This window comes from Sphingobium lactosutens (assembly GCF_013393185.1).
GTDB lineage: Bacteria > Pseudomonadota > Alphaproteobacteria > Sphingomonadales > Sphingomonadaceae > Sphingobium > Sphingobium lactosutens_A.
In genome coordinates this window covers 58,493-84,121 of sequence record NZ_QJQX01000085.1, presented here as the reverse complement: position 1 = coordinate 84,121, position 25,629 = coordinate 58,493, and the positions used below count along the sequence as shown (strand labels likewise).

Annotated in this window: 30 protein-coding genes; 19 read left to right on the top strand and 11 right to left on the bottom strand. The window is 59.8% G+C overall.

The features are described from left to right. Nucleotides 1–22 precede the first annotated feature (22 nt). A complete protein-coding gene (locus DM806_RS26460) occupies nucleotides 23–925 on the bottom strand; it encodes an aldo/keto reductase (RefSeq protein WP_372859819.1) in 903 nt (300 codons plus the stop codon). A 229-nt stretch (nucleotides 926–1,154) separates the two neighbouring features. On the opposite strand from DM806_RS26460, the gene DM806_RS26455 reads away from it, so the two are divergent. Genes DM806_RS26455 through lpdA form a run of 9 tightly spaced genes read left to right on the top strand, consistent with a single transcriptional unit; the run spans nucleotide 1,155 to nucleotide 12,052 of the window. After that, entirely contained in the window at nucleotides 1,155–2,750 is a 1,596-nt protein-coding gene (locus DM806_RS26455; protein ID WP_218647675.1) for a fatty acid--CoA ligase, read from the top strand. A gap of 36 nt (nucleotides 2,751–2,786) precedes the next feature. Then, on the top strand, nucleotides 2,787–3,611 hold the full coding sequence (locus tag DM806_RS26450) for an SDR family oxidoreductase (RefSeq protein WP_179046128.1): 825 nt from the start codon (nucleotides 2,787–2,789) through the stop codon (nucleotides 3,609–3,611). Between the two features lie 5 nt (nucleotides 3,612–3,616). After that, complete coding sequence (locus DM806_RS26445) at nucleotides 3,617–4,474, top strand: enoyl-CoA hydratase (RefSeq protein WP_179046127.1); 858 nt, start codon at nucleotides 3,617–3,619, stop codon at nucleotides 4,472–4,474. Nucleotides 4,475–4,497: 23 nt separating this feature from the next. Then, nucleotides 4,498–6,210 carry an FAD-dependent oxidoreductase gene (locus DM806_RS26440; RefSeq protein WP_179046126.1) on the top strand — a complete coding sequence of 571 codons (1,713 nt, stop codon included), beginning with the start codon at nucleotides 4,498–4,500 and terminating at the stop codon, nucleotides 6,208–6,210. 21 nt (nucleotides 6,211–6,231) lie between these two features. After that, a complete protein-coding gene (locus DM806_RS26435) occupies nucleotides 6,232–7,863 on the top strand; it encodes a thiamine pyrophosphate-binding protein (protein WP_179046125.1) in 1,632 nt (543 codons plus the stop codon). 35 nt (nucleotides 7,864–7,898) lie between these two features. Beyond that, nucleotides 7,899–8,660, top strand: coding sequence for an SDR family NAD(P)-dependent oxidoreductase (locus DM806_RS26430; protein ID WP_179046124.1), 762 nt, complete (start codon nucleotides 7,899–7,901; stop codon nucleotides 8,658–8,660). Further along, nucleotides 8,657–9,445, top strand: a complete 789-nt coding sequence (locus DM806_RS26425) for an enoyl-CoA hydratase/isomerase family protein (RefSeq protein WP_179046123.1) — start codon at nucleotides 8,657–8,659, stop codon at nucleotides 9,443–9,445. Before DM806_RS26430 ends, DM806_RS26425 begins: the two co-directional genes overlap by 4 nt. A 2-nt stretch (nucleotides 9,446–9,447) precedes the next feature. Then, nucleotides 9,448–10,608 (top strand): acetyl-CoA C-acetyltransferase, encoded by a 1,161-nt coding sequence (locus tag DM806_RS26420; protein ID WP_179046122.1) that lies wholly within the window; start codon nucleotides 9,448–9,450, stop codon nucleotides 10,606–10,608. A 46-nt stretch (nucleotides 10,609–10,654) separates the two neighbouring features. Beyond that, nucleotides 10,655–12,052: a dihydrolipoyl dehydrogenase gene (lpdA, locus tag DM806_RS26415; protein WP_179046121.1), complete on the top strand. Its 1,398-nt coding sequence runs from the start codon at nucleotides 10,655–10,657 to the stop codon at nucleotides 12,050–12,052. Between the two features lie 118 nt (nucleotides 12,053–12,170). Here the strand turns inward: lpdA and terL are convergent, their stop codons facing one another. Further along, nucleotides 12,171–12,674, bottom strand: coding sequence for a phage terminase large subunit (gene terL, locus DM806_RS26410; RefSeq protein ID WP_179046120.1), 504 nt, complete (start codon nucleotides 12,672–12,674; stop codon nucleotides 12,171–12,173). A 249-nt stretch (nucleotides 12,675–12,923) separates the two neighbouring features. Here terL and DM806_RS26405 point away from each other — a divergent pair, with 249 nt between their 5' ends. After that, nucleotides 12,924–13,109, top strand: coding sequence for a hypothetical protein (locus tag DM806_RS26405; RefSeq protein WP_179046119.1), 186 nt, complete (start codon nucleotides 12,924–12,926; stop codon nucleotides 13,107–13,109). A gap of 493 nt (nucleotides 13,110–13,602) precedes the next feature. After that, nucleotides 13,603–13,788, top strand: coding sequence for a hypothetical protein (locus DM806_RS26400; RefSeq protein ID WP_179046118.1), 186 nt, complete (start codon nucleotides 13,603–13,605; stop codon nucleotides 13,786–13,788). Nucleotides 13,789–13,993: 205 nt separating this feature from the next. On the opposite strand, the gene DM806_RS26395 is transcribed toward DM806_RS26400, so the two are convergent. Beyond that, nucleotides 13,994–14,653, bottom strand: a complete 660-nt coding sequence (locus DM806_RS26395; RefSeq protein ID WP_179046117.1) for an SOS response-associated peptidase family protein — start codon at nucleotides 14,651–14,653, stop codon at nucleotides 13,994–13,996. Nucleotides 14,654–14,935: 282 nt separating this feature from the next. Here DM806_RS26395 and DM806_RS26390 point away from each other — a divergent pair, with 282 nt between their 5' ends. From DM806_RS26390 to DM806_RS26380, 3 genes are all read left to right on the top strand, one after another. Beyond that, nucleotides 14,936–15,118 (top strand): hypothetical protein, encoded by a 183-nt coding sequence (locus DM806_RS26390; RefSeq protein ID WP_179046116.1) that lies wholly within the window; start codon nucleotides 14,936–14,938, stop codon nucleotides 15,116–15,118. Further along, a complete protein-coding gene (locus DM806_RS26385; protein WP_179046115.1) occupies nucleotides 15,115–15,414 on the top strand; it encodes a helix-turn-helix domain-containing protein in 300 nt (99 codons plus the stop codon). The genes DM806_RS26390 and DM806_RS26385 overlap by 4 nt, the downstream gene beginning before the upstream one ends. Before the next feature lie 329 nt (nucleotides 15,415–15,743). Further along, entirely contained in the window at nucleotides 15,744–16,106 is a 363-nt protein-coding gene (locus tag DM806_RS26380; protein WP_256869523.1) for a hypothetical protein, read from the top strand. 60 nt (nucleotides 16,107–16,166) lie between these two features. Here the strand turns inward: DM806_RS26380 and DM806_RS26375 are convergent, their stop codons facing one another. Next, nucleotides 16,167–16,586 carry a BLUF domain-containing protein gene (locus tag DM806_RS26375; RefSeq protein ID WP_179046114.1) on the bottom strand — a complete coding sequence of 140 codons (420 nt, stop codon included), beginning with the start codon at nucleotides 16,584–16,586 and terminating at the stop codon, nucleotides 16,167–16,169. 143 nt (nucleotides 16,587–16,729) lie between these two features. Between DM806_RS26375 and DM806_RS26370 the strand changes: the two genes are divergently transcribed. The 3 genes from DM806_RS26370 (at nucleotide 16,730) to DM806_RS26360 (ending at nucleotide 19,905) form a co-directional block, all read left to right on the top strand. Next, nucleotides 16,730–17,545, top strand: coding sequence for a Crp/Fnr family transcriptional regulator (locus DM806_RS26370; protein WP_179046113.1), 816 nt, complete (start codon nucleotides 16,730–16,732; stop codon nucleotides 17,543–17,545). A gap of 567 nt (nucleotides 17,546–18,112) precedes the next feature. Then, complete coding sequence (gene phbB / locus DM806_RS26365; protein WP_179046112.1) at nucleotides 18,113–18,835, top strand: acetoacetyl-CoA reductase; 723 nt, start codon at nucleotides 18,113–18,115, stop codon at nucleotides 18,833–18,835. 455 nt (nucleotides 18,836–19,290) lie between these two features. Next, nucleotides 19,291–19,905 (top strand): Crp/Fnr family transcriptional regulator, encoded by a 615-nt coding sequence (locus DM806_RS26360; RefSeq protein ID WP_179046111.1) that lies wholly within the window; start codon nucleotides 19,291–19,293, stop codon nucleotides 19,903–19,905. 7 nt (nucleotides 19,906–19,912) lie between these two features. Here DM806_RS26360 and DM806_RS26355 read toward each other — a convergent pair whose 3' ends face one another. The 3 genes from DM806_RS26355 to DM806_RS26345 form a co-directional block, all read right to left on the bottom strand. Further along, nucleotides 19,913–20,158: a hypothetical protein gene (locus DM806_RS26355; RefSeq protein ID WP_179046110.1), complete on the bottom strand. Its 246-nt coding sequence runs from the start codon at nucleotides 20,156–20,158 to the stop codon at nucleotides 19,913–19,915. Nucleotides 20,159–20,340: 182 nt separating this feature from the next. Continuing rightward, a complete protein-coding gene (locus DM806_RS26350; RefSeq protein ID WP_179046109.1) occupies nucleotides 20,341–20,961 on the bottom strand; it encodes a response regulator transcription factor in 621 nt (206 codons plus the stop codon). Nucleotides 20,962–21,035: 74 nt separating this feature from the next. After that, complete coding sequence (locus DM806_RS26345) at nucleotides 21,036–21,605, bottom strand: PilZ domain-containing protein (protein ID WP_179046108.1); 570 nt, start codon at nucleotides 21,603–21,605, stop codon at nucleotides 21,036–21,038. A 246-nt stretch (nucleotides 21,606–21,851) separates the two neighbouring features. Between DM806_RS26345 and DM806_RS26340 the strand changes: the two genes are divergently transcribed. Next, the gene (locus tag DM806_RS26340; protein ID WP_066532425.1) at nucleotides 21,852–22,268 is read left to right on the top strand and encodes a BLUF domain-containing protein; all 417 of its coding nucleotides are present in this window, start codon (nucleotides 21,852–21,854) and stop codon (nucleotides 22,266–22,268) included. 234 nt (nucleotides 22,269–22,502) lie between these two features. Here the strand turns inward: DM806_RS26340 and DM806_RS26335 are convergent, their stop codons facing one another. The 4 genes from DM806_RS26335 to DM806_RS26320 form a co-directional block, all read right to left on the bottom strand. Beyond that, nucleotides 22,503–22,745 carry a hypothetical protein gene (locus DM806_RS26335; protein WP_179046107.1) on the bottom strand — a complete coding sequence of 81 codons (243 nt, stop codon included), beginning with the start codon at nucleotides 22,743–22,745 and terminating at the stop codon, nucleotides 22,503–22,505. Beyond that, entirely contained in the window at nucleotides 22,742–23,623 is an 882-nt protein-coding gene (locus tag DM806_RS26330) for a Rossmann-like and DUF2520 domain-containing protein (protein WP_179046106.1), read from the bottom strand. Before DM806_RS26330 ends, DM806_RS26335 begins: the two co-directional genes overlap by 4 nt. Before the next feature lie 116 nt (nucleotides 23,624–23,739). Next, complete coding sequence (locus DM806_RS26325) at nucleotides 23,740–24,063, bottom strand: hypothetical protein (protein WP_179046105.1); 324 nt, start codon at nucleotides 24,061–24,063, stop codon at nucleotides 23,740–23,742. Nucleotides 24,064–24,080: 17 nt separating this feature from the next. After that, a complete protein-coding gene (locus DM806_RS26320; protein WP_179046104.1) occupies nucleotides 24,081–25,187 on the bottom strand; it encodes a Fic family protein in 1,107 nt (368 codons plus the stop codon). 245 nt (nucleotides 25,188–25,432) lie between these two features. Between DM806_RS26320 and DM806_RS26315 the strand changes: the two genes are divergently transcribed. Further along, nucleotides 25,433–25,627, top strand: coding sequence for a hypothetical protein (locus DM806_RS26315; RefSeq protein ID WP_179046103.1), 195 nt, complete (start codon nucleotides 25,433–25,435; stop codon nucleotides 25,625–25,627). Nucleotides 25,628–25,629 lie beyond the last annotated feature (2 nt).

Sequence of the window (25,629 nt, the reverse complement as noted above, 5' to 3'; positions counted from 1 at the left end):
CCTGGCGGGGATGATGCTTGCTTCAGCGCGATACGGCCTTGTCCAGCAGGGCTATTTGCTCGTCGGTTAGGCGGAACTCCATCCCGGCAAGAAGCGCCTCCATCTGCTCGACACTTGTCGCGCTGGCGATGGGGGCGAGCACACCGGGCTTTTCGCGCACCCAGGCGAGCGCGATATCCGGCAGGGAGCGCCTCGTTTCCGCCGCGATCTCGTCCATGACGGCCAATACGGCTGGACCTTCGCCTTCCAGATAGGGGCGCAGCCACGTCTCGCGCGGGCTTCCGGCTATATCCTCCATCCGGCGATACTTCCCCGTGAGGTAACCGCCGCCAAGCCCGTAAAAAGGCACTGCCTTCAGCCCTTCCGCGAGCGCCAGTTGCTGAAGCGCGCCTTCGTACACTTGCCTCACGACGAGGTTATAGTTGGGCTCGATCATCTCGAAGCGAGGCAACCCGTTGGCCTCGGCAAGCTCCAGCGCCTCCCTGGTTCGTTCGGCGGTGAAGTTGGACGCGCCGATCGCGCGCACCTTGCCCTGCCGGATGAGCGTGTCGAACGCGGCAAGAGATTCCTCCAGCGGCGTTTCCGCGTCATCCTTATGCGCGAAATAGATGTCGATGACGTCGGTTTGCAGCCGGCGCAGCGAATCCTCCGCTGCTTCGATGATCCGGGCTGCGGTAAGGCCGTTTCCTGCCGGGCCTTCTAGCAGCCCGACTTTGGTGGCGATGACCATCCGGTCGCGTCGACCGCTGCTTTTCAACCACTCGCCGATCATCCGTTCCGACTCGCCACCGCGATTGCCCGGTACCCATGCGGCATAATAGTCAGCCGTGTCGATCAATGTTCCGCCGCCTGCGGCAAAGCAATCGAGGACAGCAAAACTCGTGGCCCGGTCGGCTGTCCACCCAAAAACATTGCCTCCGAGCATCAACGGGACCGTTTCCATCCCATTGTGATCCCATGTGGTGGCTGTGTTCACCGCTTCATCTCCCTTCGTAAATGGCCTATGTATAGCGCGCATTATTTTTTCGCGCTGATAGTGCGAATCGCTCTGGTCCGCTTCCAGCTTTTGGGTTTATATGAAAATGCGGACGCGTTGCGTATTTTTGATGAGGTGAGGATAATGACGGTCATGGCCGCCTGGAGGGAGACTGGATTTGCCGCTCGATAACATGCTTCCTCAGCCGAACTTCACTTGCCTAGTGGACATGATCATCGCCCAGGCGCGCATCCACGGTGACAAGACTGCGCTGCGTTTCAAGGACCGGCATACCAGCTATACAGCATTGGCGGCGCGGAGCGCCGATGTGGCATTCGCCCTGCGGGCGGCGGGACATGTTGCCGGCGATCGTATCGCTTATCTCGGCAAGAACAGCGACAGATTTTATGAAATATTATTGGGTGCGGCGCGGGCGGGGATCACGCTGACGCCGGTTAACTGGCGGCTCGCTATGCAGGAAGTGCAGTGGATTTTGGAGGACGCCGGCTGTCGTCTGATCTTCACAACCGCCGACCATGCTAACGACATCCTTCAACTGGCCGCGCGGATGAAGCAGCGTCCGCGCGTTATCGTGGTCGACGGCGCTGACGAGGCAACATCCTATGATGCCTGGTGTGCGGCTGGTACGCAGAGTGGAGAGGGTGCGGACGAGCGAGATCCTGAAGCGGTTGCCGTTCAGATGTATACATCGGGCACGACCGGCCGTCCCAAGGGCGCGTTGCTCAGCCAGCGCGCGCTGCTGGCCTTCCGCTCACTGCCCGAAGAGGCTCAGCCTGAGTGGAATCGCTGGACACAGGACGATGTGAGCCTGATCGTGATGCCGCAATTTCACATCGGCGGCACGGGTTTCGGCCTTCAGACATTGTGCGCGGGGGCGACTGGCCTGGTTGCCGAGGAGTTCAGCCCAGATCTCGTGCTGGATGCGATCGAGAACCAGGGTTTGAGCAAGTTGTTCACCGTCCCCGCCGCCCTGCAGCTCATCATGCGTCATCCGCGCGTGCGGGACGTGGACTATGCTCGTATACGCACCATCGTCTATGGTGCGTCCCCCATGCCGCTCGAAGTCCTGCGTGAAGCGATCGACATCTTCCAATGCGGCTTCGTCCAGCAATATGGGATGACCGAGATGTGCGGAACGATCTGCGTCCTGCCGCCGGAGGATCATGAGGCGGCGGGCAATGTGCGCATGGCGTCGGCTGGACGGGCGCTCGCGGGCGTAGAGATCGCGATCGTCGATCCTGACGGCAAACGCCTGGATGCGGGCGAAAGCGGCGAAATAGTCATTCGCTCGCCCACGGCGATGACCGGCTACTGGAACCTCCCCGAAGCGACCGCCGAGGCATTCGACGCTGAGGGTTTCTTCCGCTCGGGCGATGCGGGCTATCTCGACGCGGATGGCTATCTGTTCCTGCGCGACCGGATCAAGGACATGATCGTGAGCGGCGGGGAAAATGTGTTCCCGGCCGAGGTGGAGAACGCCATCCACGGCCACCCCGATGTGGCCGAGGTCGCCGTGATCGGCGTCCCCGATCCGCTTTGGGGCGAGGCTGTCAAGGCTATTGTCGTGCTGCGTCCCGGTGCCGATACGGATGCGGAGTCCATCCGAGCCTGGGCGCGCCGTACGATCGCTGGGTACAAGGTGCCCAAGACCGTGGATTTCATAGACGCGCTGCCGCGTAATCCGTCGGGCAAGGTGCTGCGTCGGACGCTGCGTGAACCCTATTGGGCGGGGCAGGACCGGTCCGTTGCATAAGAACTTCAAAGATCATCGAGGCGAAGGCGCAGACATATGACACAGGCGTTGCAGGGCAAGACGGGGCTCATCATCGGCGCTGGGACCCGCGACAATATGGCGCAGGTCATCGCCCGGCGCCTGGCGAAGGATGGTGCGACGATGATCGTGGCGGGCCGCGACATGGCCGAGCTAGATCGGTTTGCGCAGGAGATTGGGGGCCTTCCCGCCACCTGCGACATCACCAGCCAATCCTCGCTGGCGGCCTTGGCGGACATTGCGAAGGAGCGCTTTGGCGGCCTCGACATCCTCGTCAACGCCACCGGCTGGGGGCTGCTCAAGCCTTTTGCGCTGACGACCGACGCCGAACTGCGCCGCATGACCGAGCTCCAGTTCATCGGTCCCTTCCAATTCTTCCAGGCGATGCTGCCGATGATGCGGCGGGGCAGTTCGCTTATCCAGATCAGTTCGGCGACGGCGACGATCATGCTGGAAAACCATACTGCTTACATGGGAACCAAGGCAGGCATCGATCATGTGGTCCGCTGCATTGCCAATGAATATGGGCATCTGGGCATCCGCGCCAATTCCGTGTCGCCCGGTATAACAGCCACGCCGATGGGCGCGGGGGCGAAAGCTATTCCGGGCGTCTGGGAAGCCTACGAGAAACATTATCCGCTGGGCCGTGCGGGCACGGCCGACGACATCGCTGATGCGGTTGCCTGGCTGGCTACCGATGGCTGCTTCATGAGCGGCCAGAATCTCCAGGTGAATGGCGGGCTGACCCTGCGCGGCAATCCATCTGCCGCCGAGGTCGACGCGGCCGCGATTGCCGCGACCGGCAAGCCGCGTCCGCGCCCTTGGGAAAAGCAGGGGAGTTGAAGGCTATGCCTGTCTACGAAACTGACGAACCCATCCTTTACGAACGGCGTGGCACGACCGCCTGGATCGCGTTTAACCGCCCGAGCTTTGCGAATAGCCAGAATGGGCAGTTGCTCTACGCGCTAGACGCGGCGTTTGCCCGCGCGGTGGACGATGCGGAGGTGCGAGCGATCGTCCTGCATGGCAAGGGCAAGCATTTTTCTTCGGGACATGATATCGGCTCGCCGGGGCGTGATGCGGATTTGCCGGTCAAGGCGCGGAAATCCCTATGGGGCGATCATTCCCAGTTGGACGGTGCGGCCAAAGCTTATGTCCGGGAGCAGGAACTCTATCTCGGCCTCTGCCGGCGCTGGCGCGAAATTCCCAAGCCCACCATCGCTGCCGTGCATGGAGCCTGCATTGCCGGCGGCCTGATGCTCGCCTGGGTGTGCGACCTTATCGTCGCCTCGCGCGATGCGTATTTCTCCGATCCGGTTCTGCGCATGGGGATACCGGGCGTCGAATATTTCGCCCACGCCTTTGAAATGCATCCTCGTGTGGCGCGCGAATTCCTCTTCCTTGGCGATCGTATGACTGCGCAGCGGGCTTATGAGTTGGGCATGGTCAATCGCGTTGTGGAGCGGGACGATCTGGAAAGCGAAGCAGGAGCGATCGCCGAACGGCTCGCCACGCTGCCGCCGTTTGGCGTCACCCTTGCCAAGCAGGTGTTCAACCAGGCGGAGGACCTGATGGGCAAGCGCGCCGCGATGGACGCGAGTTTCCATGCCCACCATCTCGCCCACGCCCATGCGCAATTGACCACCGGCAGTACCATAGGCGGCCAGGATGCGCGTTCGATGGCGGACAGCGCGCGAAAAGAGTGAGCGATAGAGGAGGAGCGCGACCAATGACGGGCAAGACGCAACCCTCGCAGATGACCGTTGATGTTCTGGTCGTCGGCAGCGGCGCCGCCGGCTTCACCGCTGCCATCGTCAGCAAGAAGGCGGGGCTGGAGGTTCTGCTGGTGGAGAAGGAGGATGTCCTTGGCGGCACGACGGCTTTTTCAGGCGGCGTCCTCTGGATTCCCGGCAACCGCCATTCAAAGACGCTGGGGCCAGACAGCCGTGAAGCCGCCCGCAGTTACATCCAGGCGGAGGCCGGCAACCATTTCAACGCGGCACGCGTGGACGCCTTCCTCGATACCGGCCCGGAACTTGTCGAATTTCTGGAGCGGGAAACCGAGGTCGAATTCTATCCGATGCCCTATCCAGACTATCATCAGGACTATCCGGGCGCTTCGACCATCCGTTCCATTGGGACGAAGGATTATAATCCCTCACGCCTCGGCAAGATGCGGACCAGGCTGCGCAGGGGCCTGACGCAGCAGGATTTCCTGGGCCTCGCCGTCGGTTCCAATGTCGAGATGCGCGCGCTGATGACCGCAGGCCGGTCGCTCAGCGGCTTCCTGTTCGTCATCCGCAAATTCGGCAAGGTGATCTGCGACGTGCTGCGCTATGGCCGGCCAGAGCCCGTGGTGCGCGGACGGGCGCTGATCGCGCGGTTGATGCGTACGGCGATGGACCTTGATCTGCCGATGTGGCTGTCCTCCCCGGTGTGGGAGTTGGTCCGCAAGGATGGCAGGGTGGTCGGAGCGGTCGTCCAGCATGAAGGGCGGCGCGTCCTCGTTCTTGTCCGGCGCGGTGTCGTGCTGGCTTCGGGCGGGTTCCCGCATGATGGGGAGAGGACGGAAAAGCTCTATCCGCACCGCGCCGCCGGGCGGACCCATATTCCCATGGCACCGCCCGGCAACACCGGCGACGGCGCGCGTCTCGCCGAAAGCGCGGGCGGCAGCGTCGACACCGATGTCGTCCAGCCGGCCGCGTGGATGCCCGTCTCGCTCATTCCGGGGCGCACGGGCCCGCGGGCCAACTGGCAGCATATCGTGGATCGGCAAAAGCCCGGCTTCATCGCCGTGACGCCCGATGCCAGGCGTTTCACCAATGAATCGCAGCCCTATCATCATTTCGTGCCCGCGCTGGTGCACGCCTGCGCGCGGATGCAGGATACCTATTGCTACCTCATCGCGGATCATGCGGCCGTGCGCAAATATGGCATGGGTTTCATGAAGCCCGCGCCAATTCCGGGGGGGCACCATGTCCGGTCGGGCTATATCCTGCGGGGCGACACGCTTGCGGACCTTGCCCGGCAAGCCGGGCTGGACCCGGCCGAGCTGGTCAGGACGGTCGAACGGTTCAACGCCCATGCGCGCCAGGGCAATGATCCCGATTTCCATCGCGGCGCCAATGCCTATGACCAATCGCAGGGCGACCCGGATCACAAGCCCAATCCCAATCTCGCACCGCTGGAGACCGGCCCCTATTATGCGGTGAAGGTATTCCCCGGCGACATCGGCACCTTTTCGGGCATCAGGGTCGATGCCGACGCGCGCGCCCTTGACGGGAATGGCGATCCTATTCCCGGCCTCTATGCGGCGGGCAATGACTGCCTGAACGTCGTGTCGGGCGGCTATGCAGGCGCGGGCGGCACATTGGGGCCCGGCATGACCTATGCCTATCTCGCGGCGCGGCATCTGGCGTCGGGCGCGGCCGTGGTGGCTTGATACAAAGGAAGAGGACAGACAATGAGCATCATGAAGGTGCACGCGGCCATCGCTCGCGCGCTCAGCGACAATGGGGTGGAAACGCTTTTCGGCCTGATCGGCGATGCCAATCTCTACATGGTCGACAGCTTCATCCGCGATTGCGGCGGGCGCTTCATTTCCTCCGCCAATGAAGCGGGCGCGACGCTGATGGGGCTAGGTTATACCAATGTCAGTGGTCGGCTGGGTGTCGTGTCCGTGACCCATGGCGCGGCGGTCACCAACACGCTGACCGCTCTCGTCCATGGGGTGAAGGCGCGGGTGCCGATGCTGCTGCTGTGCGGCGATACGCCGGTTGAGGATCGCGAGAATTTCCAGAATACCGGTCAGCGCGACCATATATTGGCGACCGGCGCGGGTTTCGAGCAACTTCGCTCCCCCCGCACCATCGCCGAGGATGTCGCGACCTGTTTCCGCCGCGCCTTGACCGAGCGGCGGCCGATCGCGCTCAACATCCCGGTCGAATTCCAGTGGGATGACACCGAATATGAAGCGCGGCCCTACCGGGCGCCGCACACGCGCGGGTTGGTGCCCGAGAGCGAGGATCTGGACAATGCCATCGGCATCATCGCCGCCGCGCGCCGTCCTGTGGTACTTGCCGGACGCGGCGCGATCGATGCGGAGGCGCGGGCGGCGCTCATCCGCCTTGCCGAACGACTCGAAGCGCCGCTGGCGACGACCTTGCAGGCCAAGGATCTTTTCCGGGGCGAACCGTTCGATCTTGGCATCTGCGGCACGCTCAGCCAGCCGGTCGCCGTTGACACGCTGATCGAGGCGGACTGCATCATCGGTTTCGGTGCGAGCATCAATCCCTACACGCTGTCGCGTGGCGCTTTCCAGAAGGGCAAGCGCTTCGTGCAGGTCGATAGCGATCCGGCTCAGATCGGCCGCTATATGACACCTGACGCAGGCGTGGTTGGCGACGCGGCCCTGACCGCTGATCTGTTCCGCAATTGGCTGGACGAGGCGGAAATTCCGGGCGCGGGCGCGCGCGACCAGGCGCTGGCCGATCGGCTTGAGACGGCCTCGCCCTGGGAAGGGCTGCGCACCCCCGATGCGTCGGAACGGATCGACATGCCGCGGGTCGTCCAGCGGCTGGAGCAGGCTTTTCCCCGCGACCGGGTGCTCGTGACCGATGGCGGGCGTTTCCTGACCGAGCCGTGGAAGAATCTGCGGGTGCCCGATCCACGGCAGTTCGTCATCACTCTCGCCTTCGGTTCGATCGGCCTTGGCATGGGCCATGCCATCGGCGCGGCGCTTGCCAGGCCGAATGTGCCGGTGCTGCATGTGACGGGCGACGGTGGCTTCGTGCTGGGTGGCCTTGCCGAATTCAACACGGCGGTGCGCCACAAGCTCGATATCGTCACCATCATCTGCAATGACGGTGCCTATGGCGCGGAGCATATCCAGTTCCGCAACAAGAATATGGACCCGGCTCTGTCGATGTTCGAATGGCCGGACTTCGCCAAGGTCGCCGATGCACTGGGCGGGCAGGGCTTTACTGTAGAAACCTTCGCGGATCTTGAGCGGGCGCTGGCCGCGATCGAGACCCGCGACCGGCCCATTTTGATCGATCTGAAGCTTGATCCGGATGCGATGCCGGAATTGCCCTGAGCGTCAGCGACTGGAAGTTCAAGGAAGGAAAAGACATGGATATCAGTGGGGTATCGGCGATCGTCACAGGCGGCGCGTCCGGTTTGGGGAAGGCGACGGCGGTGATGCTGGCGGCGCACGGTGCCAAGGTCGCGATCTTCGACCTCAATGAGGAGGCGGGCCAAGCGACAGCGTCGGAGATCGGCGGCGTTTTCGTCAGTGTCAATGTGGTCGACGATGCCAGCGTCGCCTCCGGGCTAGACGCGGCGGAAGCGGCCTATGGCGTTGCCCGCATCCTCGTCAACTGCGCGGGCATCGCGCCGGCTATCAAAACGGTGGGCAAGGAAAATGCCCCCCATCCGCTGGACGTGTATCGCAAGACGATCGAAGTCAATCTGATCGGCACTTTCAACGTCATTTCCAAATTCGCCGCCCGCGTGGCGGGGGCCCAGGAGATTGATGGCGAGCGCGGCGTTATCATCAATACTGCCTCGGTCGCGGCCTATGATGGCCAGATCGGGCAGGCAGCCTATAGTGCGTCCAAGGGCGGCGTCGTTGGCATGACCTTGCCAGTCGCGCGCGATCTGGCGCAGCACAAGATTCGGGTCATGACGGTCGCACCGGGCATTTTCATGACTCCCATGCTGGAAAGCTTTTCACCGCAAATTCAGGATGCGCTTGGCGCGCAGGTGCCGCATCCCAGTCGTCTGGGCAAGCCTTCGGAATATGCGCAGCTGGTCGAAGCCATCGTCCGCAACCCCATGTTGAACGGCGAAGTGATCCGTCTCGACGGCGCCATCCGCATGGCGCCGCGATGACTGCGGATGGAGTTGTGCTCACGATAGAAGATGGCGTGGCGCGAATTACGCTTGATCGACCGGAGTTAGGCAATTCTATCGATGTGCCGATGGCCAGGGCATTGCTGGCAGAGACGATCCGCTGCGACACCGACCCGGCAGTGCGCTGTATCCTTCTCACCGGTAATGGCCGGCTATTCTGCGCAGGCGGCGATGTCAAGTTCATCGCCGGCGCGGGTGAGCGGCGGCCGGAAGCGCTGAGCGAACTCATCGCTCTCTTCCATGCTGCCGTCCAGCGGCTGGCGCGCGCATCGAAACCGTTGGTGACTCTGGTCAACGGCCCGGCAGCCGGGGCGGGCTTCAGCCTCGCCCTCTTGGGTGATGTCGCCATCGGCGCTCGCTCGGCGCATTTCACGGCCGCCTATGGCGCCATCGGCCTGACGGCGGACGGCGGGCTCAGCTGGCTGCTGCCACGTATGGTGGGACTTCGCAAGGCGCAGGAGATCATCCTGACCAACCGTCGGATCAAGGCGGACGAAGCGGAAGCCATCGGCATCCTCACCCGCATCGTCGATGACGAGGTGTTAGCGGAGGAAGGGCTGCGGGTCGCCAAGGCGCTGGCTGACGGGCCGACAGCGGCTCTTGCCGCCGCCCGGGCGTTGCTGGCCGACAGTTTCGAAACGGGCCTGGAAACCCAGTTGGACCGGGAAGCCCGTTCGATGGTCAAGGCAGGTGGTGGGCCGGAGAGCGAGGAGGGCCTTGGCGCGCTTCTCGCCAAACGCCCGCCTCAGTTCAAAGGAGCGTGATCATGGCGGAAGCCTATATCGTGGAGGCCGTTCGCACAGCCGGTGGCAAGCGCAAGGGTGCGCTGGCGGGCACGCATCCGGCCGATCTTGGCGCTGCGGTGCTCAACGCGCTGGTCACCCGGACGGGTATTGATCCCGCCGCTATCGAGGATGTAATCCTGGGCTGCGTGACACAGGCGGGCGAACAATCCTTCGCCTTTGGCCGCAATGTCGTGCTCGCCTCAAAACTGCCGCCGAGTGTGCCTGCCGTCACCATTGACCGCCAGTGCGGCTCATCGCAGCAGGCGCTGCATTTCGCCGCGCAGGCCGTGATGTCGGGCACGCAGGATCTGGTGGTTGCCGCCGGGACCGAAAGCATGTCCCGCGTGCCCATGGGATCCAACTACACCCTCCACGCGCAGGCTGGCTTGAGCGAAGGGCCGTGGCCGCGCAGCATCCTACAACGCTTCGGCGTGGCGGAGTTCAGCCAGTTCCACGGCGCGCAAGCGATCGCCGACAAATATGGCTTTAGCCGCGAAGATATGGATGCCTTTGCACTGGAAAGCCATCGCAAGGCGGCGTCGGCAATCGCATCGGGCGCGTTCGTGAAGGAAATAGTGCCGGTCGATACGCTGGAAGGCATATTCGCGCAGGATGAAGGCGTGCGAGCCGACGGCACGATGGAGGCGCTAGCCTCACTTAAGGCGCTAACCGATGGCGGGAGGATCACCGCGGGCAATGCGAGCCAGATGACCGATGGAGCATCGGGCGTACTGGTGGCGAGCGAGGCGGCGGTCAAACGGTTCAACCTAAGCCCGATCGCCCGCATTCATAATATGACTGTGACTGCGGGCGATCCGGTGATCATGCTGGAGGAACCGATCCCCGCTACGCGCCGGGCGTTGGAGCGCGGGGGCATGAGGCTTGACGACATCGACCTGTTCGAGGTGAACGAAGCCTTCGCCTCCATTCCCATGGCTTGGCTTCAGGCGATTGAGGCCGATCCCAACAAGCTTAACGTAAATGGCGGCGCGATTGCCCTCGGCCATCCGCTGGGCGCCACCGGGACCAAGCTGATGACGACATTGATCCATGCCCTTAAGTCTCGCGGCAAACGCTATGGCTTGCAAACGATGTGCGAGGGTGGCGGCGTTGCAAACGTCACGATCGTAGAGGCGCTCTAAAACCACAGATCTCCATCCATCCATCCAGGAAAGTTGTTCTATAGCAATGGCTGACACGTATGACCTTATCGTTCTGGGTTCTGGCCCTGGCGGCTATGTGGCCGCGATCCGTGCCTCGCAGCTTGGCCTCAAGACCGCCATTGTCGAACGCGAAAATCTGGGCGGCATCTGCCTGAACTGGGGCTGCATCCCGACAAAGGCGCTGCTGCGTTCGGCCGAGATCTATCATTATATGCAGCATGCCAAGGATTATGGCCTGGCGGCCGAGAAGATCAGCGCCGACATCGACGCGGTCGTGAAGCGCTCGCGCGGCGTTGCCAAGCAGCTCAATCAGGGTGTCACGCACCTGATGAAGAAGAACAAGATCACCGTCCACATGGGCGAGGGCAAGCTCACTGGAAAGGGTAAGCTCAGCGTCACCAAGGACGGCAAGACCGAGGAACTGACGGCGAAGAACATCATCGTCGCCACCGGCGCCCGCGCCCGTGACTTGCCCTTCGCCAAAGCGGACGGCAAGCGCGTCTGGACCTACCGCCACGCCATGACCCCGCCCGAAATGCCGACCAAGCTGCTGGTGATCGGGTCGGGTGCGATCGGTATCGAATTTGCAAGCTTCTACAATGACATGGGCGCGGACGTCACGGTTGTCGAAATGCTGGACCGCGTTGTGCCGGTCGAGGATGCGGACGTCTCCGCCTTCCTCGAAAAGGCGCTGAAGAAGCAGGGCATGACCATCATGACCGGCGCTGGCCTTGAAAAGCTGGAAGTCGGCGCAAACGGCGTAAAGGCCGCGATCAAGGGCAAGGATGGGAAGGTCGTCAACGGCGATTACAGCCATGTCATCGTCGCCATCGGCATCGTGCCCAACACGGAAAATATCGGCCTCAAGGAACTGGGCGTCGCGGTGGACGATCGCGGCTTCCTGAAGACCGACGAAATGTGCCGCACCAATGTCGATGGGCTCTGGGCGATCGGCGATATCACCGCACCGCCATGGCTTGCGCACAAGGCCAGCCATGAAGGCGTGATCGCGGCCGAAGCCATCGCGGGCAAGCATCCGCACGCCATGGACCCGCGCAATATTCCAGGCTGCACCTATTGCCACCCCCAGATCGCCAGCGTCGGCCTTACCGAAGCCAAGGCGAAGGAAGCGGGCTATGAGGTGAAGGTCGGCATGTTCCCCTTCATCGGCAATGGCAAGGCGATCGCGCTGGGCGAGGCGGAAGGCTTCACCAAGACCGTGTTCGATGCCAAAACCGGCGAACTGCTGGGCGCGCACATGGTCGGCGCAGAAGTCACCGAAATGATCCAGGGCTTCACCGTCGGCAAGACGCTGGAAACCACCGAAGCGGAACTGATGCACACGGTCTTCCCGCATCCGACCATTTCGGAATCGATGCACGAAAGCGTGCTCGCCGCTTTCGGTCGAGTTTTGCATATGTGAACGCAATCAAGTCTTAGCAGTCGTCAATGGGATCATGGAGCCACGATCACCTGAATACCTCCATGGTAAGGCAGCTGATCGCAGGTGTGGCGTGAAGTCAGTTGCCCTAAAAGGTTGTTTACCACTCCCGCTTCGACTTCCGCACGACACGAAGAGGCCGTCCTTTGGCGTCATATTGGGTCTCCACCCACTTCCAGCTGTTAAGCTGGAACTGCTCAAATTGGCTGAAACTATCGACCTGATCGTCGTGCCCGCCGCTGGGGAACGCCTTGAGTTCAGAACGAAACGCCTCCAGCCACGGCGCCTGCACCGGTAGGAGCAGATTGCCCGCCTCGACTTCGCCCAACGTGCCAACGAACCGCGTCTCTTTATCCTGAGTGACGCTCCACATCAGTGGCCGGAAGGGCCCTTGGTGACAAAATTCCTGCCATAGGGATTTTCCGCTGCCAGCGTCTTCGATGACCACCTTGTCTGCCGACCACTGTCGGTGAAGACGGATGACGGCCCGTTTAAGATCTGGATAGTCCAGCCGCTGGCGGAACACATCGAGGAGATACCATTTGCGGGCGAGAAAACCCCATGTGGTGCAGACGGAATAATCGCTGGTTGGCGCAGCGGACACCGCCTTCCTGCGGGCTTCCCGCCATCTGGCTGATCTCGCTCCTCGATCAAACCCGGCGTGCGGTCATCGAGGCCCCCTCCTAGTCCGAATGAACCATGGTTTTTCGTCCTTATCCAGCCTATAATGATCGGCAGGCACAAAGCCTGGGAAGCCCCGCTCGTTTCCCCGCTGCGGGGCTTCTTCTGTAGCTGCGGTGCGCGACTCCAGACAGGCAGTTGCTCAAGCGCGATGACCCCATGCGGTGCTGCCATGATCGACGAAAAGACACGCGAAGAGCTGAATGCTTGCTTGCCCACCTTTAGCGTTTCGGAGGATGAGGCGGACAATTTCTATGCCTGTCCCAGCTGCGGTCAGCTCGTAGACATGCGGCGGCTGGGCGACGTCCTGCATCATGAAGAGGAAGGCCACAAGCCGCTGCCGGTTAATGACCCTTGAGCTCGGAAGGTAGGACCTAAGTCGATGATTACCTTCCGATAAGTGACAAATCGCCCGCGGCCGCGGGCGGAACTGCAAACGATCTGAATGGTTTAAGGAAAAAGCCCCGCCTCACTGAAAGGAAGGCAGGGCTAAGTTGGGTCGCAATGCAGGTAACCTGCAAAGGCATAAGCGCCATCCTGGCTGATGGTTGCGACATAGCTCTCTTGCGCTGTCTAGCGGCGATGAAGTATTATAACGGAAGTTCCATAGCAAAAAGCCCCGCCTCAACTATGATGGCGGGGCAAGTTTGGGTCGCAATGCAGGCGTAACCTGCACGAAGAATCAAAGCAGAAGACGAAACGATTCGCCTTAAACTGCGATAGTTAGCAAAATTCTGTGCTGTTCCTGCAGGTGAAGGGGCAGCCGAGAGGAGGATGAACAACATCATCCTGCGAAATCTCCGCAACGAAACGGCGTGTAGAGCGCTGTTCCCAAGGCAGGAGATGTTTCGATGATAGCTGAGTTTACCCTCGCCGATGGCAATCCGGTCACCATCAACATGGATCAGATGGACTATTTTCAGCCATGCGATGATGGCACGCTTGTGGTGTTCGCCGATGGTCGAAAGCTGGAGCTTCAGGAGAGCTACGATACTGTGGCTGAGGTGTTGAACCCGGAGCGGCAGGCGGGCTGCTAATGCGCTGCCGTGCTGCCGTTGCCGTTCAGGATCCTGGCGACACAAGTTTGGATCACTAGCCACTCCATGAGGAGCTGCATCTCGCAGTCCTTGCCACATGTGTCGATCATAAGTTCCAGGAATGTGTCTACATCGTCGCCGTACTTCTCGATCACCTCTCGAGCCTTTGCCCAGCATCGGGCCTCGTCAGGCTGCGACAGGTCCGTCATAGTAGGTGCGCTTGGCCCGGACCCGCAACCGCCTTCCTCTGGAACCAAGGCGTAGTCGTATGCTCCACCGCAAGTCGATCGGCGGGGTAGGGGCGGTCAAACCGGTATAGCTCCTCCAGCGGCGCGGTCAGCCAGAAGTCCCAATCTGCCGGATCGATGATCACGGGCGATCGGTCGTGGACGTGGTGAAGCTCCGGCGCATTGTCCGTCATCACCCCCGTGAAGACGCTTCCCCACTCGTCGCTGTTCGCCCATAGACCGGCCCAGGCGAAGATCGGCTGATCCTTCACCGACAGCCAGGTCTCGGTCATGCAGCCCGACTCCCCGCAGGCCTCGCAATAGCGCGCAGTTGGTATGAGACAGCGATGCTCGGGCTTTGAGGCAGCCCATTTCCAGAAATAGGTGTGCAGCTTGTCAAAGCGCGCGTTGTTGACTGGCTTGGGCTTGAGTGGTTTTCCGGTCCTCTTGCTCTTCTGAGTGAGCGGGAAGCCCCATGTCATCTGCTCCAGAACCCGTTCGCCATTGTCCAGGCGGATGACCGTTCCTGGCCGCGCTGGATGGATCGGGAGCGGCCCCTCGTTGGACCGCGCGCCCTTCTTCGCGCCAAACAGGTTCAGCACCTTCTGCGTGTCGCCGCGTTCAGCCCGATTGCACATGCCAGCAAGGTGGAAATTGTGTCCATGGGAGTCAACGGGTCGGGAACAATCCCGTCACCCGCGGCCTATGCTTAGTCCACGCAAGGAGGCGCCGTTGTTCCTGTTCTTCTCGAATAAGCTGGGCTGCTTCGGCTCCCTGCTGATCTCTGCCATCCTCACGATCCTCGTCTTGAGCCTGCTCGGGCTGATCAACTTGGGCAGTGGCTGGTGATCCCACCTGTCAAACCCTCTCCCATATGTTCTCTCTTTGTTCTATGATGTCCGCCGACTCAGGAGGATATCATGTCGCAACCAGGAGACACGCTGCGGGAGGCGGCGCGCGTTATCTACAACACAGTCTATCCGTCGGAAGAATGGACGCCGGTTAAGTTTGAAGAAGCTGAGCGCCTTGAAACCGTTCACTATCGCAACGCTGTGACCGCAGCGCGGTTCTTCCAGCCCATCGAGCAGGGTGCGCTGCTGTGAGCAGGCGCAAAGGCGAGCGCCCGATAGCACGGCTGCTGGACAGCTTTTCCCATGATCATCCTGTCGCCCGATGCATTCGCGAGGGAGATCCATGGTTCTATGCCTGGCAACGCCAGCGCGCCACACCCTTTGAGCGCCTCGCCCGGCAGACCGGCATCGCAGCCGCGCGGCTCATGACGATCAGCGGCGGCGACCGCGTGTCGCGTGCAGAAGTGGATGCGCTCGCCAGGGCATGGGAGATCAGCGCCGGAGATCTGATTGCTTCGATGCCCTCGCGGGATCTGGTTCAGGAATGATGTGGCGCGCTATCGGGACGGGCTCAAAGTGGCGACATGCATTTTCGAAGCCGCAGCATGGCACTATTCCGTCAGGGTCGAATGTCGTTGCCGGCGCGAGGCGTTTTTCGAGGCGCACGGGCTGTGGTGGAAATTCCATCAGAAAGGCTGGAGCGATGACTTCAGGGAGGCCAGGCGGCGATTTTACTGCAAGACCTGCTCCCAGCGTTACGGCCGGAAGGTACGTCCGCTGGTGATGGAGACCAGCAACAAACCCCCGCGTCATCGCTTTCCGCTACCAGACGAGCGAGAATGGAAGAAAGCGGTGAGCCGCTTTAGAGGATGAGCCAATGAGCATGAAAATGGTCCCGGAAGAATTGTTCGATATTCCCGACAACCTGTCGCCGGGCGAATTCCGACACTATTGCGCCCAGATTGCGATCCAGGCGGTCACCTACGCCATGGGATCGCGAGAGGTGCAGGAAGGCCATGCCTCCATCGCAATGCCGATGCTGTCGGAAGCCCTGGCCATGGGTATCGCGATGCTGATCACGGCCGATGAGACCAAGCGCACGCCGCGCGACATCAGGTTGGCTGGCGAACATTTTGGCAAGCTCATCGGTGGCTTCGCGGCCATCCTGCAAAATGGCGACGATACGACCGGCAGCCAGCTCATGGACATGCTTGGGGTGACCCGCACGACGCTGAACTAATCGATCCTTACGTGTGGCTGCTCATTAAGATGTTCTTCGGCGTATGCGAGGCAGATGGAATTACCGCCCTAACGAAATGAATGAGCGCAGGAGAGAGATCATGTCCTGGGTAGCAAAGGGGTCAATCGTCGCTTCCGTCGATGCCAGGAGGGGCGCGAGACGAGGCTCTACCAATGCGGGTGGCCCCACATAGGCCATCGCCCAACTCGGGAAGCGCCTGCATGTAAGTGTTTCCTCTTCGAGCACCCGGACATTCCGGTGCCGTCGGTCGCAGCTGATGCTCGACATCAGTTCCTCTACGGCAGATCGTGAGCCTTCCAGAACGTGCACGAAATTGGCCTGTGCGAACATGAGCGCGCCGGTCACGCCAAGCGCGCGATTTCTGCTTTGTGACACATCGACGATGGCGTCGATTTGCCCTTCGTCGGATTGGAGCGAAATGTTGCTATCGCTCACATAGATGAGAGACCGTACCAACATGCGAGATTGCTTACGATATCTGAGTTTAATGTAGCCCACCCGTTTACGGGCATTGTCCCTTCGATGAAGCCGGATAGCGCCTCGGCTAATCGGGATAGTGTGCTGGGCAACGCCGTCGCTTTGCTATACTCTGAAACGTCCTAATGGTCGATAGCAGAGAAGGGCTGATCATGGGAATTGGGCAGCACCCGCTCCACCGCTTGTGTGTCAAGCTGAGTGATCGAACGGAACTGTCGCAAGAGGATCGAGAGGCGATCCTGGCCCTTCCCCTTACAACCAGCACCAGGTCAGCCGGGCAGCATTTGGTGCGCGCAGGTGAAGCGCCGTCGAGTTGTACCCTATTGGTGAGCGGCTTTGCCCAGCGCTACCGGCAGCTGTCGGACGGCGGCCGCCAGATTGTCGGCTTCCATGTCGAAGGCGATTTCGTCGATCTGCATTTTTCGATGCTCAATCGCGCCAGCCAGAGCGTGCAACTGCTCACCCCCGCGAAGATCGCCGACATCCCGCACGGCGCCGTCATTGATCTTATGCGTAGTCGACCGGCGGTTGCAGAAGCGATCTGGATCGACTCCCTCGCAGACGCCTCGATCGTCCAGGAGTGGGTGGTCAGCATAGGCCGCCGCAGCGCGCGCTCGCGTATCGCGCATCTGCTGTGCGAGCTTGGTCTGAGGCAGGAGCATGCCGGGCTTGGAGACCGGTCCCGAATTGATCTTCCTCTCACTCAGGAGCGCCTGGGGGATGCGCTGGGTTTGACGGTCGTTCACGTGAACCGCACATTGAAGTTGCTGGAAGCGAATGGGTTGATCAGGCGGGACAAACGCACCGTAGTCATTTCCGATTGGGACTCCCTGGCGGATGTCGGGGGATTTTCTTCTGCCTATCTTCACCTTGCTTCGCCCAAAGAGGTCCGGCAGTCCTCGACCATGGTATCTACTAAAAGTCCGACGCTGTTCGAATAGTCATATCAAAGTAACGAAAGCGAAGTTTAACAAAATTTAAAAATAAATCCTGTGCGTCTCTGTTGACAGAATCAATGCGTTAGTTGAGGTTTCCGCTACGGAAGGGGTGGTTCGGATGCATCATAGCGGGGGCTGGATGCACGTCTCCAAGCGATTTCTGAGTAAAACGTTTCCAGTATGAACTAGTAATATTCAGTATTTAGAATTTTAACGGTTCACATGTCTGAGAACGCGATCATTGCCGCTTCGCAATAGGGTATCTGATCGTCGATATTCAGATCGCTGACTGTATCTGTTGCGAAGCCATTTGTTGGCTGTGTGCTCTGCTGCATGCCCATCGGAGAATTGGATGTCCTTGAACAAGCTTTGTCAGTCCAAGTACTATTCCCCCTCCCTGCTGAGCGCTGTCGAAGCGGTATATGGATGTCGCCTTTCCAATTCGGGCGATCGCATGGCGCCAGCGGGTCAATCGACCATGAAGAACCGTCGGAACCACAGAATCTCGCGTTCACTGGCTAGTAGCTCCCCTGGGGCTCACGCAGCCAAGTATTTATCTGAGGAGGATGAATGACCAGAGTTGCTGTTGTTACCGGGGGTACTCGGGGAATCGGGGAGGCGATCAGCCTTGCCTTGAAAGAACAGGGCTGTATCGTGGCCGCCAATTATGCGGGAAATGACGAGAAGGCGCGCGCTTTCACGGATCGCACCGGCATTCAAGCCTTTCGGTGGGATGTTGCTGATCATGATGCCTGCCTCGCCGGCTGCGCGCAGATCACCGAAACATTGGGCCCCATCGATATCGTCATCAACAATGCAGGCATCACGCGAGATGGCGTCCTTGCCAAGATGAGCTTCGACGACTGGAATGAAGTCATGCGGACCAATCTTGGCGGCTGTTTCAACATGGCGAAGGCGACATTTGGAGATATGCGGGCGCGCGGCTGGGGCCGCATCGTCAATATCGGATCCGTCAACGGACAAGCGGGTCAATATGGCCAGGTGAATTACGCAGCGGCTAAATCAGGCATTCACGGCTTCACCAAGGCGCTGGCGCAGGAAGGCGCAAAATATGGCGTGACCGTGAACGCTATCGCGCCAGGTTATGTTGATACGGACATGGTTGCGGCAGTCCCAGCAGCCGTGCTTGAGAAGATCGTTGGCAAGATCCCTGTAGGTCGTCTCGGACAGGCTGCAGAGATCGCTCGCGGCGTCGGCTTTCTGTGCAGTGATCACGCTGCCTTCATCACTGGAAGTACCCTATCCATCAATGGCGGGCAGCACATGTATTGAACGTGGCAGTGCTGTAGTCGAAGGAACAGAATTCAGGTGCGACCCCGAGTTCCTTGCGAGAAGGAACTCTCCTTGGGCTGGCGAATACGCCAGCCCATTTTTGTTGCTAGGGCCAAGTCTGCTTGCGCGTGACGCTTGCAAGAAGTGCGGATCTGCAGATCCGACAACTTGACTGGAACCCGCAGAGTGCCGTTCTTCTAATGCTATTGAACATGTCCATCGTCATGCGCCTCGCTGGCTTAGTGACGAAGCGCCTTAACCTACATCAGTGCATATTGTCGCTCTTGTTGCCTATGATAGTTGAAGTGGCTGTTATCGGTCGGCAAAAAAATAGGACAAGGCCTTGGGAGATGAGAAACAACCGCTGAGAAAAATAGCCGCAAAACTCAGCGAGAGCGGAACTGTCGGATGCCGACCGCCAAGCCATTGGCGCGCTTCCCTATACAACACGGACAATGACGGCAGGTCAGCACATCATCCGTGCCGGCCAGAGCCCCACCTCTTGCGCTATCCTGCTGAACGGCTTTGCGCAGCGGTATTGGCTGGTGAACGATGGCGGGCGTCAGATTGTTGGCTTTCATATGGAAGGCGATTTTATCGACCTCCATTTTTCCATGCTCCATGGCGCCGCCCAAAGCATCCAGCTGGTCACTCCTGCAAAGCTTGCCGATATTCCAGTGGAAGCGGTCCTACAGCTGACCCGTTCTCGCCCAGCTTTGGCTGAGGCGATATGGATGGACTCACTCGCCGACGCATCGGTTTTTCAGGAATGGGTCGTCAGGATAGGGCGGCGGGATGCGCGCGCTAGACTTGCTCATTTGCTGTGCGAACTTGCGATGAAGCAGGAACATGCCGGCATAGGAAGCCGTTCCAAGGTCCATCTTCCCCTCACTCAAGAACAACTCGGAGATGCGCTGGGTCTGACGCCGGTTCACGTCAATCGAATGTTCAAGGCACTCGAGGTCGATGGCATCATACAGCGGGGCAGGCGATCAGTGATGATCCCGGACTGGAGCCGTCTGGCAGAAGCAGGCGGATTCACGCCTGCCTATCTCCACTTGGCACACTAGCGAGCGGTTAGTCGAGCGAAGCAAAATCGAGCAAAGGCCTGACAACTGAGCGGATCATGTCACCGCCTTGGGCTGGCAGCGCCCCGAAGAACAAATCCAATAAGCTGCAGAGTTCTTTCAAGCGAAAATCGGGAAGAGTCTCCTTGGCGACACCTAAAACTGGCCCCCTTTGATGATGGTTCGTTGCCTGCTGGTTCAGCCGAATGGAGCGGATGAGCTCAGTTCTTTCGTTGACGCGCTGTGCCAAACCCATTCTCTTCGGCCGTCTGGAGAACTACCCCATATCAAGAAGGACATGAGACGTTCAACACCCGCGAGACATTCGGCTTTTGATCTGGCGTTGATGCCTTCGCTATGATGTCGGCTAGCCAGTTCGGGACAGACGTTCCCCATTGTGCTGAACATGGATGGTGACGGGAGTAAGGGCGATGTCCCTCAAAGCTTGCTGCGGCCATCCAAAGCGGTCGCCACGACTGAAATTGCATCCGAAAACTTCGTGACGCCGCATTTTCTCATGATGCGTAGGCGGTATGTCTCTATCGTTCTGACGCTAAGATGCAGTTCATTGGCTGCAGCTTCATTGCTCTTGTTGGATTGGATCAACCTTAATACCTCTAGCTCTCGTCTCGTAAGTTTTTTCAGCAAAGAGTCCGCGCGAGCTCTCTGCCTCTGGAGATCTTCTCTCGAGGCTAAAAGATCGGACGCCTGATCGATTACTTCCAGAAGCATTCTCTTTGAAAAAGGCTGTTCAAGGAAATCGTCAGCGCCTACTTTTATGACCTGAACTACTGTCTGGATATTAGCGTTCTCCGCCGTAATCACCACCGGAACATCCTTCCGGGTCCATAGCAATTGCGTCAGCACATCAACCCAATTGTCCGCAAGATGCAAGTCTAAGATTGCTACGCCTGCAGGAAGGTGATCGAGAGCTTCAAGGAAGTCGCTACCGGATGCAAATGGCGTCGGATGATATTGCTCCGCGCGAAGTGTCTCCACCAGCGTTCGGCGGATGCGGGCGTCTTTCAGGACGATATATACAGGACATTTTGCGCCCATCCCGACCGACTTATGCTCCTCCCCTCGCGCGCGTAACGCGTCATTGTAAAAATGGTTGCCTCACCTATGCTTTTTTAGATTCCACTTTCAAAAAATACACCCACCATCCCGCCGCTCGACCATTGCACGCGGCCCATTCGCACGCCTCGTCCACGGCTTTTCACCAGGAGCCGCGTGCCTTCTCTCAGGCCCGCCGTCTCAATCATCATGCCCTCGATGGACAGATTGCGGATCGTGCCAACCATGACGGGCGCTGAAGTAACAATCGTAGCGGGCATGTCCACTGAAATACGGGTTTCCCTGGGTGGATCATCAGGAGCCAGTTGGTTCATGAAGGTCTCATGCCCACCAAGCCAAAGCAGCGGCTCTTCCATCAGCAAGCCGCACTGGCTGCCGTTCGTCCAGCGGACTTCCGCGGTGAGAAAATCTGTCGCATTGAAGCTGATATGCACTTCATCGCGCAAGCCCAGTGACAGCGCGCTCCGGCCGCTGAGGCCTTGGCTGGAGACATTCGTGATCGACAAGCTCGCTTCTTTGATGACGGGGTAGAGCAACGCCGATTTGAACACCGTCCGCCGAGGGTGACGGCGCAGGTCTGCGCCACCCTCAGTTGTGCTGAAAGCCTCGATTTTCTGTTCGAACATTGCGGACCTCCGAATTTTGGGAGGGGCGCTAGCGCTGCGAGCCTAAGGAAGGGGGATATAGCGCTGTCGTATTTTTACGATAGTCGCGCTGGGCGCCTGTTAACCAAGAATCCGTAACAGGGTGTTCTTCGATCGGCCACATCTTCCCCCGAAGGAGTGGCCGCCGGTAAAGGCGAGGCGCGCAGAACGGTCCCCACCGTGCGCCTCGTCTTTACTCCTTTTGTACGAATGTTCTATAGCATTCACATGTTTGAGCGATGGTTTTATATCAGCACGAGCCGCTTGGGGGCCGTGCAGGTTGATGAACAAGTACGAGATATCGTCGACGTCTCAAGACCGCGCAACCGGTTGCTAGGGGTAACGGGCGCGCTTCTGTTTACCGGCCGCCGCTTCGCGCAATATCTTGAAGGCACGCCCGCCGCCATAGCCGAGCTCAAGCAAAGCATTATTCGAGACCCTCGACATGAGGATGTTCGAACGATTGCATCTGGACCTTACGACGTCCGGCGGTTTTTAACCTGGTCTCTCGCTTATGCCGGGCCTTCGCGGTTCATTGCTAATAAGGTCGAAGATGCACTGAATGATGCACTTCAGGGTAATATCGAGAGCGTTGAACCTTTGGCTGAAGTGCTTGCTGGCTTCGCTGTCGAGGGACATGGCTGACACGAGCCGGTGCGTCGCGGACCAGACGTGTGAGGAGCGCCGCGTAGCAGGGGTAGACGCTGATCCGCCGCACCTCAACGCGGCTCTGACGGCTTCAGTCTGAAATCATCACGTCCATCAACAGCTGAAGGTCAGCAGTTGGGAATATGATTTTGCCTCTTGAGCGGCAAAGAAGGGTGGGGCGTTATCCTCAGGCCGCGAACCCACAATTTGGCGAGCGACGCATGATCCGAGTTATGGGTGATGGTTCATTGCGGCACGCGCGATATCCGCCGCGCTGACGCGGTGGGTGCCGATCGCTCCGCCGATTGCCGCCTCGATGAGAAAAGCGGCTATTGTCCTTGCGGGGCTGATCCGCGCCATGGGCGGCAGGATGGTTGGCGCTATGACTTTCGTGACCCGCTCGTCCTCCAAAGATAGGGCAAGTGCTTCGCTACCGACCAGTCCGGTTGCGCCTGCTAGCAACAGCTTCGTCATCGACCCATCTCCAGCATAGGTCGGCAGGGAGAAGGCTCTTCCCTTCCGTTCAGCCGTTGCAGCGCGTCAAGTGTCGCCAGCCCCATCGCCTGATAGGGCGGCAGGAGAGAGGGGCAGTCCTTACCTAAGGCGAAGATATGCCCGGCAATCGTCTCTTCATCGCCTCGCAGCAAAGGACCTGACAAGCCAGCCATGCCCTTGCCAAGACTGTTCTCCAGCGCGGCGCGGGCCAGCGGCGCGAGCAGCGCGGCGGGATTGTCCACACCAGCGACCGCCAGCGCCTCGCAGGAGCCGGCGATCAGCGTGACCAAGTGATTGGCGCCATGACACAGGGCAGCATGGTAGAGCGGCCGATGCTCTTCGGCGATGTCGACCGGAACGCCACCCAGATGTGCGACGATGGCGCGGGCTGCTGCATTCGCCTGGCCCGTCGATCCGGTTACAGCAAAGTGCGCCCCGATCATCTGCCGGACCTCCGCCTGCGGATCACCGGTGAAGGTCATGGCGGGATGAATCGCTGCGGTAAGCCATCCCCTGGCGGCGAGCGGCAACAATATGGCAGTACCGGAGCGTCCACTGACATGGAAGACAAAGGGAGTTGCAGTCCCGCCAACGGCCGCGAGATCGAAGATGCTCTGTTCGAGCGCGTCGTCCGAAACGGCAAGGATGATGAGGTCGCAGGTCTTGGCGATGTCGACCATTCGCTGCGCGGCAACGGCCCTTCCTATTAAGGCGGCCGCGCCAGAACATCGTGCAGGATCGCGGCTCCAGAGCGCAAGCGCCTCTACCGAGAGCTCGCCAAGAGCGAGTCCAAGGGCGGCCGCTACCCGGCCGGAGCCGATGATCCCGATCCGTCGATAGGATGTAACGCCAGACATGATGCTCATTCCCGTGCAATAGCAAATGGCGGCCGCCTGCGTCTTGTACCATGATCGAAGCCCTTCCGCCTCTCCGCCGGAGAGCTGGATGGACGCGCCAATGAAGTTCAGGCCGATCAGCCTGTCAGCCCATCCAGCGTTTCGGCTTCTGCATAGCTGGCAGCGCGGCCGCTTTTTGCACTGACCTTGAAGCTATGATCCGCATGGTCGATAATCCGCAACGTGGCGCGGTCGCCAAGAGGCAATGAGAGGCTTGAGCAGGTCCATGCTCGCCAATGTGTCGCAAGAGCCGCTGATGAAACGCTCAGGATCGGGATGCTTGCCAGATGCTGTGCGCGTTCGATCCCCGGCTTGCCCACCGAATGGAGAGGAAGCCGAGGAACGCCAAGCCAGCGACCGCTCCCGGCCAGCCCAGGCCGTTCGCAGAAGTTGATGCTCATCCTCGCTTCTTTTCAGCTCATTCGATATCGGCAAGAGAATAGCTGGTGCTCCTTCCGCCTGCGTCATCCCGAACGAGAATAGCCTTTTCGACAAGGTCCTGAATGTCCCGAAGCGCGGTATCAGCGGAGACTTTGGTGATCTTCGCCCATTTAGAGGAGTTCAGCTTTCCTTCAAAACCGTTGAGCAGTCGGCTTATAATGTTGCGCTGCCGGTCGTTGATTGGCGTCGTCCCAAATTTTTCCCAGAAGCGTGCCTTGTGCAGGACAGCCGACAATGTCTGTTCCGCGCCGTCGAAAGCACGTCCCAGACAATCAAGAAACCATTCCAGCCAGTCCGTGAGGTCGCCGTCACGCTTTTGCGTTGCCTCCAGCAGATCGTAATAGACATTGCGTTCCTGTCGGATCTGAGCGGACATGCTGTAGAAGCGCTGGGCAGTTTGTTCAGCCCTGGCGAGCGCCAAGTCGGCGATCGCGCGCGCAATTCGGCCATTTCCATCATCGAATGGATGAAAAGTCACGAACCAGAAATGCGCAATGCCCGCTTTAAGCACCGGATCGATACCCGTATCGGATTCTATCCATTGGACAAACCGGGCCATTTCCTCCTCTAGCCTAGCGGCTGCCGGCGCTACATAGTGAACACTCTCCCGACCAATCGGACCCGAGACGACCTGCATTGGACCTTTGTCATCAGTTCGCCAGGCACCCACAGTGATGGCGGTCATACCGCTTCTGCCAGTGGGAAACATTGCTGCGTGCCAGGCGAACAGCCGGTCTGCGGTTAGGGGCGCCGAATAGTTCTGCGTGGCGTCTAGCATCATCTCCACCACACCATCGACATGACGGTCCGCCTGCACCAGGCCAGCAATGTCCATACCCAGTCGACGCGCGATGGATGAGCGGACCTGGTCCTGATCGAGACGCTCTCCCTCTATTTCGCTGGATTTGAGAACATCTTGGGTAAGCGTAGCAAGGACCGCTTCTTCGCGCATGGCAAAGCCAAGAGCGCTCATATGTCCCACCAACCGACCCTGCCGATGTCGAACAGCGCCTAATTTGGTCGCAAGACGATCAATTGCCCATGTAAATGTGGGCCAGGAAGGACGTTCATGTATATATGTCATTTTTCACCGCGTATTTTGCGGTGAATATAGCGCCTATTTGCCGCATGGCAATTCGCTTTCACCGCGAAATTTGCGGAAATTAAGACAGCTATTCGCCGCATCGCGCCAGAGCGCGCAGTCTCCTGATCCTCATTCGGGTGTCTCATCAATCAGGAAATGGGCGCGCTGTCACTGCTCCTGATCCGCATAGCACATTGAAAACAAACATGAAGTGAGCTATTGGGATACGCTCGGAGGTTTGCGCGATGCTCGATGTTGAAACATACCTGATCACCAAGGACACCTTGAGTGCGCCGATCATCAGGCACGCTGAGCCGCAGCTTTCTCATAGATATGATGCTGATGATACCAGCGAGGCGACGGTCGGTAATCTTATCGGTCAGGGGATAAGCTTGCTGCTGATTTTGGGCGCCCTGCTATACTTCTACGTCGCCCGGTGATC

What these genes read in the sequence shown, in the direction of transcription:
- DM806_RS26460 (WP_372859819.1), bottom strand. Translation starts at nt 925, where the DNA reads ATGCTCGGAGGCAATGTTTTTGGGTGGACAGCCGACCGGGCCACGAGT.
- DM806_RS26450 (WP_179046128.1), top strand. Translation starts at nt 2,787, where the DNA reads ATGACACAGGCGTTGCAGGGCAAGACGGGGCTCATCATCGGCGCTGGG.
- DM806_RS26445 (WP_179046127.1), top strand. Translation starts at nt 3,617, where the DNA reads ATGCCTGTCTACGAAACTGACGAACCCATCCTTTACGAACGGCGTGGC.
- DM806_RS26440 (WP_179046126.1), top strand. Translation starts at nt 4,498, where the DNA reads ATGACGGGCAAGACGCAACCCTCGCAGATGACCGTTGATGTTCTGGTC.
- DM806_RS26435 (WP_179046125.1), top strand. Translation starts at nt 6,232, where the DNA reads ATGAGCATCATGAAGGTGCACGCGGCCATCGCTCGCGCGCTCAGCGAC.
- DM806_RS26430 (WP_179046124.1), top strand. Translation starts at nt 7,899, where the DNA reads ATGGATATCAGTGGGGTATCGGCGATCGTCACAGGCGGCGCGTCCGGT.
- DM806_RS26425 (WP_179046123.1), top strand. Translation starts at nt 8,657, where the DNA reads ATGACTGCGGATGGAGTTGTGCTCACGATAGAAGATGGCGTGGCGCGA.
- DM806_RS26420 (WP_179046122.1), top strand. Translation starts at nt 9,448, where the DNA reads ATGGCGGAAGCCTATATCGTGGAGGCCGTTCGCACAGCCGGTGGCAAG.
- lpdA (WP_179046121.1), top strand. Translation starts at nt 10,655, where the DNA reads ATGGCTGACACGTATGACCTTATCGTTCTGGGTTCTGGCCCTGGCGGC.
- DM806_RS26405 (WP_179046119.1), top strand. Translation starts at nt 12,924, where the DNA reads ATGATCGACGAAAAGACACGCGAAGAGCTGAATGCTTGCTTGCCCACC.
- DM806_RS26400 (WP_179046118.1), top strand. Translation starts at nt 13,603, where the DNA reads ATGATAGCTGAGTTTACCCTCGCCGATGGCAATCCGGTCACCATCAAC.
- DM806_RS26395 (WP_179046117.1), bottom strand. Translation starts at nt 14,653, where the DNA reads ATGTGCAATCGGGCTGAACGCGGCGACACGCAGAAGGTGCTGAACCTG.
- DM806_RS26390 (WP_179046116.1), top strand. Translation starts at nt 14,936, where the DNA reads ATGTCGCAACCAGGAGACACGCTGCGGGAGGCGGCGCGCGTTATCTAC.
- DM806_RS26380 (WP_256869523.1), top strand. Translation starts at nt 15,744, where the DNA reads ATGAGCATGAAAATGGTCCCGGAAGAATTGTTCGATATTCCCGACAAC.
- DM806_RS26375 (WP_179046114.1), bottom strand. Translation starts at nt 16,586, where the DNA reads ATGTTGGTACGGTCTCTCATCTATGTGAGCGATAGCAACATTTCGCTC.
- DM806_RS26370 (WP_179046113.1), top strand. Translation starts at nt 16,730, where the DNA reads ATGGTCGATAGCAGAGAAGGGCTGATCATGGGAATTGGGCAGCACCCG.
- phbB (WP_179046112.1), top strand. Translation starts at nt 18,113, where the DNA reads ATGACCAGAGTTGCTGTTGTTACCGGGGGTACTCGGGGAATCGGGGAG.
- DM806_RS26360 (WP_179046111.1), top strand. Translation starts at nt 19,291, where the DNA reads ATGACGGCAGGTCAGCACATCATCCGTGCCGGCCAGAGCCCCACCTCT.
- DM806_RS26355 (WP_179046110.1), bottom strand. Translation starts at nt 20,158, where the DNA reads ATGGGTTTGGCACAGCGCGTCAACGAAAGAACTGAGCTCATCCGCTCC.
- DM806_RS26350 (WP_179046109.1), bottom strand. Translation starts at nt 20,961, where the DNA reads ATGGGCGCAAAATGTCCTGTATATATCGTCCTGAAAGACGCCCGCATC.
- DM806_RS26345 (WP_179046108.1), bottom strand. Translation starts at nt 21,605, where the DNA reads ATGTTCGAACAGAAAATCGAGGCTTTCAGCACAACTGAGGGTGGCGCA.
- DM806_RS26340 (WP_066532425.1), top strand. Translation starts at nt 21,852, where the DNA reads ATGTTTGAGCGATGGTTTTATATCAGCACGAGCCGCTTGGGGGCCGTG.
- DM806_RS26335 (WP_179046107.1), bottom strand. Translation starts at nt 22,745, where the DNA reads ATGACGAAGCTGTTGCTAGCAGGCGCAACCGGACTGGTCGGTAGCGAA.
- DM806_RS26330 (WP_179046106.1), bottom strand. Translation starts at nt 23,623, where the DNA reads ATGTCTGGCGTTACATCCTATCGACGGATCGGGATCATCGGCTCCGGC.
- DM806_RS26325 (WP_179046105.1), bottom strand. Translation starts at nt 24,063, where the DNA reads ATGAGCATCAACTTCTGCGAACGGCCTGGGCTGGCCGGGAGCGGTCGC.
- DM806_RS26320 (WP_179046104.1), bottom strand. Translation starts at nt 25,187, where the DNA reads ATGACATATATACATGAACGTCCTTCCTGGCCCACATTTACATGGGCA.
- DM806_RS26315 (WP_179046103.1), top strand. Translation starts at nt 25,433, where the DNA reads ATGCTCGATGTTGAAACATACCTGATCACCAAGGACACCTTGAGTGCG.